The following is a 6,597-nucleotide window of genomic DNA, read 5'->3' on the forward strand; positions in this document are numbered from 1 at the left end:
GCCAAAAGCGGCCGTTCGCAACCGGCCGATTTCGACCCAAAGCCAGTTGGCGTCAATAGGAGTCCTCCAAGAGGAGTCGCTCGCATGTGCCATACAACTTTAGGGGCGATTGCCTGACTGGATTGCAGGCGCAACTGTTATGAGAAAAAACGAGGCCGGGGATGTCTACCGGAGCGGGGGTAGTCCACACGCCTATCAATCTTGTCCGGCTCTAGCCTTAAACAGATGCTCGAACCCCAGCAGCGTGCTGTCCACAAAGCGCTCGTCGGTGGTGGTGGCTGGGAATTGCAGAACTCCATGGATGACCAGGGAAGCCAGGCCGTGGGTGTAGGACCAGCTCGCCAGCGCGGATCGGCGCACCTCCGCGCTGTCCATTTCCTGTCCGAGTACCTCGGCAATGATGCGTCGAAGTTCACCGAAGGCTTCATCGCGAGCTTCATGAAACTCACGGGGCATTTCGCCGCTGGCCAGTTCCGGGCCGAACATCAACTGGTATAGCGCTGGGTTGCGGCGGGCGAAGCTGAAATAGACCAGGCTGGCGTCGCGCAGCTTCCGTATCCCGTCGTCGTACTCGCCCTCGACTCGCAAGACCTTGGCCAGCTCGCGAAAGCCCTGTGCCGCCAACTGGCCGATCAGTTCGGCCCGGTTGGCATAGTGGTGATAGGCGGCTGTCGAGCTCACGCCAACACGTTCGGATACGGCGCGTAGCGAGAGTTTGGTTGGCCCTACCTCTTCTAGCATTTCCCGTGCTGCATTGAGCAATTGAGGTGCGAGGTTGCCGACATGGTAGGTGTCGCGGGCTCGTTGGGGTGTCTTGCTCATGCGAGGGGCCTTGATTGGGGGGGGGGTAGCTGGCGTTTCGATCTTATCATGCGGAAATATCTTGACGGCGATAAGATCAAATCTTAGCATCGATAACATTAGATGCCTGAGGTGCAGCCATGAGTTCAACCTACGAATGTTTCGATGTCTCTGTTGAGGATGGCATCGCTCACTTGCAGCTTAATCGACCTGATAAGGCCAACAGTCTGACGCTGGCATTCTGGAGCGAGCTGCCGCAGGCGATCGACCAGTTGAGCCGTTCCGGCAAGGTGCGGGCCCTAGTGCTGTCGGCTCAGGGCAAGGTGTTCTGCGGTGGGCTAGATCTGCAGATCTTTGCCACCTCCAAGGAGTTCCACGCGACCAACCCGATCGAGCGCGAGGCCATGCAGGCCGGCCTGGAAAAGATGCAGGACGCGCTGAACGCCCTGGAGCGTGCCCGCTTCCCGGTGATTGCCGCGGTGCAGGGCACCTGCGTCGGTGCCGGCTTCGACCTGATCGCCGCCTGCGACCTGTGCTTTGCCTCCGAAGCGGCGAAGTTCCGCATCGAGGAGACCAACGTCGGCATGATGGCCGATCTGGGCGTGCTGCAGCGGCTGCAGCACCTGATCCCCGCCGGGGTGGCGCGCTACCTGGCGCTGACCGGCGACACTCTGGATTTCGCCGAGGCGCTGCGTCTGGGCTTGCTGGCCAAGGTGTACCCGAGCACCGAGGCGTTACTCGACGGCGCCTTTGCTGCGGCCCGGCGCATTGCCGAGCGGCCGCCGGTGGCCATCAGCGGGATCAAGCGTGCGATGCTCTACAGCCGTGATCATGGGGTCTACGAGTCTCTGCAGCACACTGTGTTGTTGCAAAGCGCGATTCTCAGTGGCGAGGACATCCTGCGCTCGGTGCAAGCCAGGGCGTCCGGGGCGCCGGCACGTTTCGCTGACCTGCGCGAATTGGGGCGGACTCTTTAGGGGCGTTTCTTTGCCTTAATCTTAGCAGTGATAAGTTGTGAGGAAGACTATGAAGCACTATGACGCCGTCGTGATCGGCGCCGGCAATGCCGGGTTGACCGCCGCGACCGCCCTACAGCGTGGCGGCAGTCGGACCCTGTTGCTGGAACGCCACAATATCCCCGGTGGTTGCGCTACCTCCTTCGTGCGTGGCGAATTCGAGTTCGAGGTGGCCTTGCACCAGCTCAGCGGCATGGGCACCGAGGACAAGCCGTTCATCATGCGCAAGTTGTTTGACAAGCTGGGCGTGATGGACAAGGTCGAATTCGTCCAGGAGCACGCGCTGTACCGCCTGGTGGTACCCGGGGAGATTGATGTCACCCTGCCGGCCAGTTGGTCCGGGCTGCGCCGCACCCTACAGGAGCTGTTTCCGGCGGAACAGGAGGCCATCGAGCGCTTCCTGGTGCTCTGCGAGAAGATCACCCTAGAGAGCTTCATGACCCTGCCGCAGGCGCGCCGGTCGAACAGCGAGGCCATGCTGAAATCGATGTGTCCGTACTTCGTGGAGTATGGCTTCCGTTCGGTGAAGGATGTGCTGGACGAGTTCTTCAGCGATCCCAAGCTGAAAAGCGTGCTGGCCACCTACTGGCTCTATCTCGGGGTGCCGCCGAGCATGCTGCCTTTTCCTGACCTGGCTGCGATGCTCTACGCCTATGCTGCGTTTAAGCCCTGGCACATCAAGGGCGGCTCCCAGGCCATGTCCAGCGCGCTGGTGGAGTCGTTCAGCGAGGCCGGCGGCGAGGTGCGTTTCAATTGCGGCGTCGAGAAGATCCTCACCAAGGATGGCCGGATCAGTGGCGTGCGCTTGGAGGGCGGCGAGACCGTTTCCTGTGATGCTGTGGTGTCCAATGCTAGTCCGCTGATCACTTTCAACGAGCTGCTCGACCTCGACCAGTCGCCGCTCAAGGTCCAGCAAGACTTCAAATCCCGGCGCATGGGCACCTCAGCCTTCGTCATCTACCTGGGCCTGGACTGCACCCCGGAGGAGTTGGGGGTGACCGAAGCCTCCAGCTTCATCTACGAGACCCTGGACGAGGAACAGATTCACCAGCGCATGGGCAGCCTTGAGCCGCCGCTGGGCGGCATGCTCACCTGCTACAACCTCGAAGACCCCGATTTCGCTCCGCCCGGCAAGAGCCAGGTGGTGCTGGTCTGCCTGCAATACGGCGAGCCCTGGAAGGCGGTGCCGCCAGAGCGTTACGCGCAGACCAAGTATGAATTCGCCGAGAAGCTCATCGGGGTCATCGAGAAGGTCTTCCCGAAGGTGCGCCAATACATTGAGGAGGTCGAGGTGGCCACCCCGCTGACCATGATGCGCTACCTCAACACCCCCGGCGGCGCCATCTATGGCTTCCAGCAGAGCGCCCAGGACTCAGCCCTGCTGCGCGAGCGTCTGGAAGGCGTACCGGGCCTCTACATCGCCGGCTCCTGGACCTCCATGGGCGGCTTCCAGCCGACCTACATGGCCGGCGAGTCCACTGCCAGGGCGGTGCTCAAACAGTTGAAAGTCAAAGAGGTGGAACATGTCTGAGCAGAACCTGCTGAACTCCATCGCCGGCTTCCGCGAGGCGTGGCAAGCCAAGGAAGCACTGGAGCAGAGCGGATCGGACTTCCGTGAGGTCAAGGGCGAGGTTGCCGGTACCGTCGTGCAGCTGCATCCGAAGCGGCTGGAGCTGGAGGTCGCCCAGGTGATCGACGAGACAGCCACCACCAAGACCCTGCGCTTGGTCACGGCCGACCGTAGCGTGCTGCCACCCTTCCAGGCGGGGCAGTACATCAACCTGTTCGTCGAGATCGATGGGGTGGCGACCGCCCGGCCCTACGCCATTTCCTCCTCGCCATCGCAGCGGGTCTACTACGACCTGACCGTGAAGCGGGCTCAAGGTGGTTTTGTCTCGAACTACCTGCTCGACCGGGTGGTGGCGGGGCAGCGTTTTCTCAGCTCCGGGCCGATGGGTACCTTCCACCACAACCCGCTGTACCACGGCGACGACCTGGTGTTCCTCGCCGGCGGATCGGGTAGCGCCCCCGCGCGCAGCATCCTGCTGGACATCCTCGACCGTGGCCTGTCGCATCGCTTTCACCTCGTCTACGTGAACAGCTACGTCGATGACGTGATCTTCGATGACGAGTTCCGTGGGCTGGCCAATCGCCACGAGAACTTCACCCTGAGCGAGGTGATCTCCCGTCCCCCCACTGGCTACTGGGGCTATACCGGCCGCTTGACCGCCGAGCTGCTACAGCAGCAGCTCGGCGATATCGGCAACAAGATGTTCTACGTCTGCGGTCCGACGCCGTTCAACGATAGCTGCGTCGAATTGCTCACGGCGTTGGGCGTCAAGCGCCGGCGCATCCGTGTCGAGGCCAATGGCGCGCCCAAGGCGCCGAATGAGCAGGCGGGATGGCCCGAAGGGGTCTCGCTGGACGATGAGGTCACCGTGACGGTACGTGGGCGCGGCAGCTTCCGGAGCCGCGTCGGCGAGCCGCTGCTCAATGCCCTGGAGCGCAATGGCTACGGTACCGAGAACGCCTGCCGTTCCGGTGAGTGCAGCCTGTGCCGGGTCAAGCTGGTTTCCGGTGCCGTGTTCAATCCGCAGGAGGCCCATCTGCGCAAGTCCGACCGGGACTTCGGATGGATCTACTCCTGTGTCGCGTTCCCCACTGGGGATATCGAGATCCAGCTCTAGCCGCCGCTTCCGCTCGGGATTGCCGGGCGGAGCGAACAAAGCCTACAGAACAAGAACAAGGAACAATAGTCATGAGCATGTCCAATCCTTGGGAACAGAGCTACCCGCCTAGCCTGCACGGCTATCGTGTTGACCCTCAGGCTCTGCGGGGTAGCGTCGCAGATTTCGCCCGCCAGGGTGCCGAGCGTTTCATTGATGCACCGGCCTTCACCGTTGTTTTGCCTAATGGCCTGCACACTGATCTATCTTTCGCCGAGGTAGACGAGCTGTCGGATGCCTTCGCCGCCTACCTGCTGAAGGCGCAGGGGCTGGAGAGCGGCGACGTGGTGGCGATCCAGCTACCCAACAGCCTGCACTATCCCGTCGCCGTGCTGGGTGCCTGGAAGGCCGGGCTGATTGTCACCAACGTCAACCCGCTGTACACCGCGCGCGAACTGGATGCGCAACTGGCCGACAGCGGCGCCAAGCTGCTGGTGGCCTGCGACCTGTTCGTCGGTCGCGCCGAGACTGTGATTGTCGAGAGGGGCATACGTCTGGTAACCACCAGCCTTGGGGACTTCTTCCCGCCGCCCATCGGCACTGCGATCCAGCAGAAGCTGGCCGCCGAGAGTGGTATCGACCTCACCCCGTGCATCGCCCACCAGCGCTTCAGTGAGGTCCTGTCCATAGGCCAAGGACAGCTACCGGTACAAGCCGAACCCCATCCCGTGGCGCTCTACCAGTACACAGGCGGCACCACGGGGCGCAGCAAGGGCGCGGTGCTGAGCCATGCGAACCTGCTCGCCGTGCTGCGCATGGCCGAGGACTACATCAATGCCCATGGCGTGCACATCGAGCCAGGCGAGGCGATCGTCACCGTGCCGCCGCTGTACCACATCTTCGCCTTCAATTTTAACTTCCTGCTGTTCTTCCGCCGGGGCGGGCGCAACCTGCTGGTGCCCAATCCACGCCCCCTGTCCAACGTGTTCCCGGCGTTCGACAAGTTCCCGGTGCGCTGGATGACGGGGGTGGACACGCTCTACGCCGGCCTGCTGGCCGAGCCCTGGCTGCAGGCCAACCCGCCCAAGCTTAAGCTGGCCGTTTCCGGCGGCACCTCGCTGCGGCCGAGCACCGCCGAGCGCTGGCAGGTGGCAGTCGGCCAGATCCTGGAGGGATACGGGCTCACGGAAACCAGCTGCTTCGTATCGTTCAACCCGCCTGGGCCGACATCACGCCCGGGCACCGTCGGCCTGCCCATGCCCGGGAGCGAAGTCCGCATCGCGGACACCGAAGGCCGCGAGCTGGCGCTGGGAACGCCTGGCGAGTTGCTGGTGCGTGGTCCGCATATCGTCGAGCGCTACCTGAATCGCCCGGGCGAGACCGCCGAGGCCTTCGCCGATGGCTGGTTCCGCACCGGCGACATCGCGGTGATGGACGACGAGGGCTACATCCGCATCGTCGACCGCAAAAAGGACATGATCCTGGTCTCGGGCTTCAACGTGTACCCCAACGAGGTGGAGGACGTCATCGCCGAGCACCCGGACGTGAGCGAGGTGGCGGTGATCGGGGTGGCGGACGAGAGCACCGGCGAGGCGATCCGTGCCTTCGTCGCGCTGCGCCGGCCCGGCCTGGACGGCGAGGCGATCATCCGCCACTGCCGTGAGCGGCTGACCGCCTACAAGGTACCGAAGCAGATCGTCTTCCGCGAGCAACTGCCCAAGTCGCCCATCGGCAAGATCCTCCGTGCAGAGCTGCGCGCGGGGCGCTGAGCTCGCAATCCGGTTTAGGCCACATGCACCCGAGCGTGAAATGGCCGGCGGGATGTCCCACTCCATCCCGTTCTTTTTACTCAGGGCAGGGTGCCTGGCGCCCTGGTCCGCACGAGCCGCACCATGATCGAAATCCTGTCCAAGATCACCCTGGGGCCGGTACTCCTGGCCCAGGGACTGTATACCCGCTGGGTCACGCCCAGGCTGCCGGAGCCTGTGGGCGAGCGGGCCGGCGTCAGTGGCATCGGTCCACGCCTGCGCCTGCTGATCCTCGGCGATTCCGCCGCCGCGGGCGTGGGTGTGACGAGCCAAGACGATGCTCTGGCCGGCAAGCTGGTGGCGCGA

At 63.5% G+C, this 6,597-nt stretch carries 5 protein-coding genes and 1 pseudogene; 5 read left to right on the forward strand and 1 reads right to left on the reverse strand.

Annotated elements, in window-relative coordinates:
- Positions 1-195: 195 nt before the first annotated feature.
- The gene (locus ABYA88_RS14740; RefSeq protein ID WP_373188152.1) at positions 196-822 is read right to left on the reverse strand and encodes a TetR/AcrR family transcriptional regulator; all 627 of its coding nucleotides are present in this window, start codon (positions 820-822) and stop codon (positions 196-198) included.
- 119 nt (positions 823-941) lie between these two features.
- On the opposite strand from ABYA88_RS14740, the gene ABYA88_RS14745 reads away from it, so the two are divergent.
- The 5 genes and pseudogenes from ABYA88_RS14745 to ABYA88_RS14765 all read left to right on the forward strand — a co-directional run.
- The gene (locus ABYA88_RS14745; RefSeq protein WP_373188153.1) at positions 942-1,778 is read left to right on the forward strand and encodes an enoyl-CoA hydratase-related protein; all 837 of its coding nucleotides are present in this window, start codon (positions 942-944) and stop codon (positions 1,776-1,778) included.
- Between the two features lie 49 nt (positions 1,779-1,827).
- Positions 1,828-3,348 (forward strand): phytoene desaturase family protein, encoded by a 1,521-nt coding sequence (locus ABYA88_RS14750; RefSeq protein ID WP_373188154.1) that lies wholly within the window; start codon positions 1,828-1,830, stop codon positions 3,346-3,348.
- Positions 3,341-4,504, forward strand: coding sequence for an FAD-binding oxidoreductase (locus ABYA88_RS14755; protein WP_373188155.1), 1,164 nt, complete (start codon positions 3,341-3,343; stop codon positions 4,502-4,504). The genes ABYA88_RS14750 and ABYA88_RS14755 overlap by 8 nt, the downstream gene beginning before the upstream one ends.
- Positions 4,505-4,575: 71 nt before the next feature.
- Entirely contained in the window at positions 4,576-6,252 is a 1,677-nt protein-coding gene (locus ABYA88_RS14760; RefSeq protein ID WP_373188156.1) for an AMP-binding protein, read from the forward strand.
- Between the two features lie 123 nt (positions 6,253-6,375).
- A pseudogene (locus ABYA88_RS14765) lies at positions 6,376-6,597 on the forward strand (SGNH/GDSL hydrolase family protein); the annotation flags it as partial.

This window comes from Halopseudomonas sp. (genome assembly GCF_041579695.1).
Taxonomy (GTDB): domain Bacteria; phylum Pseudomonadota; class Gammaproteobacteria; order Pseudomonadales; family Pseudomonadaceae; genus Halopseudomonas.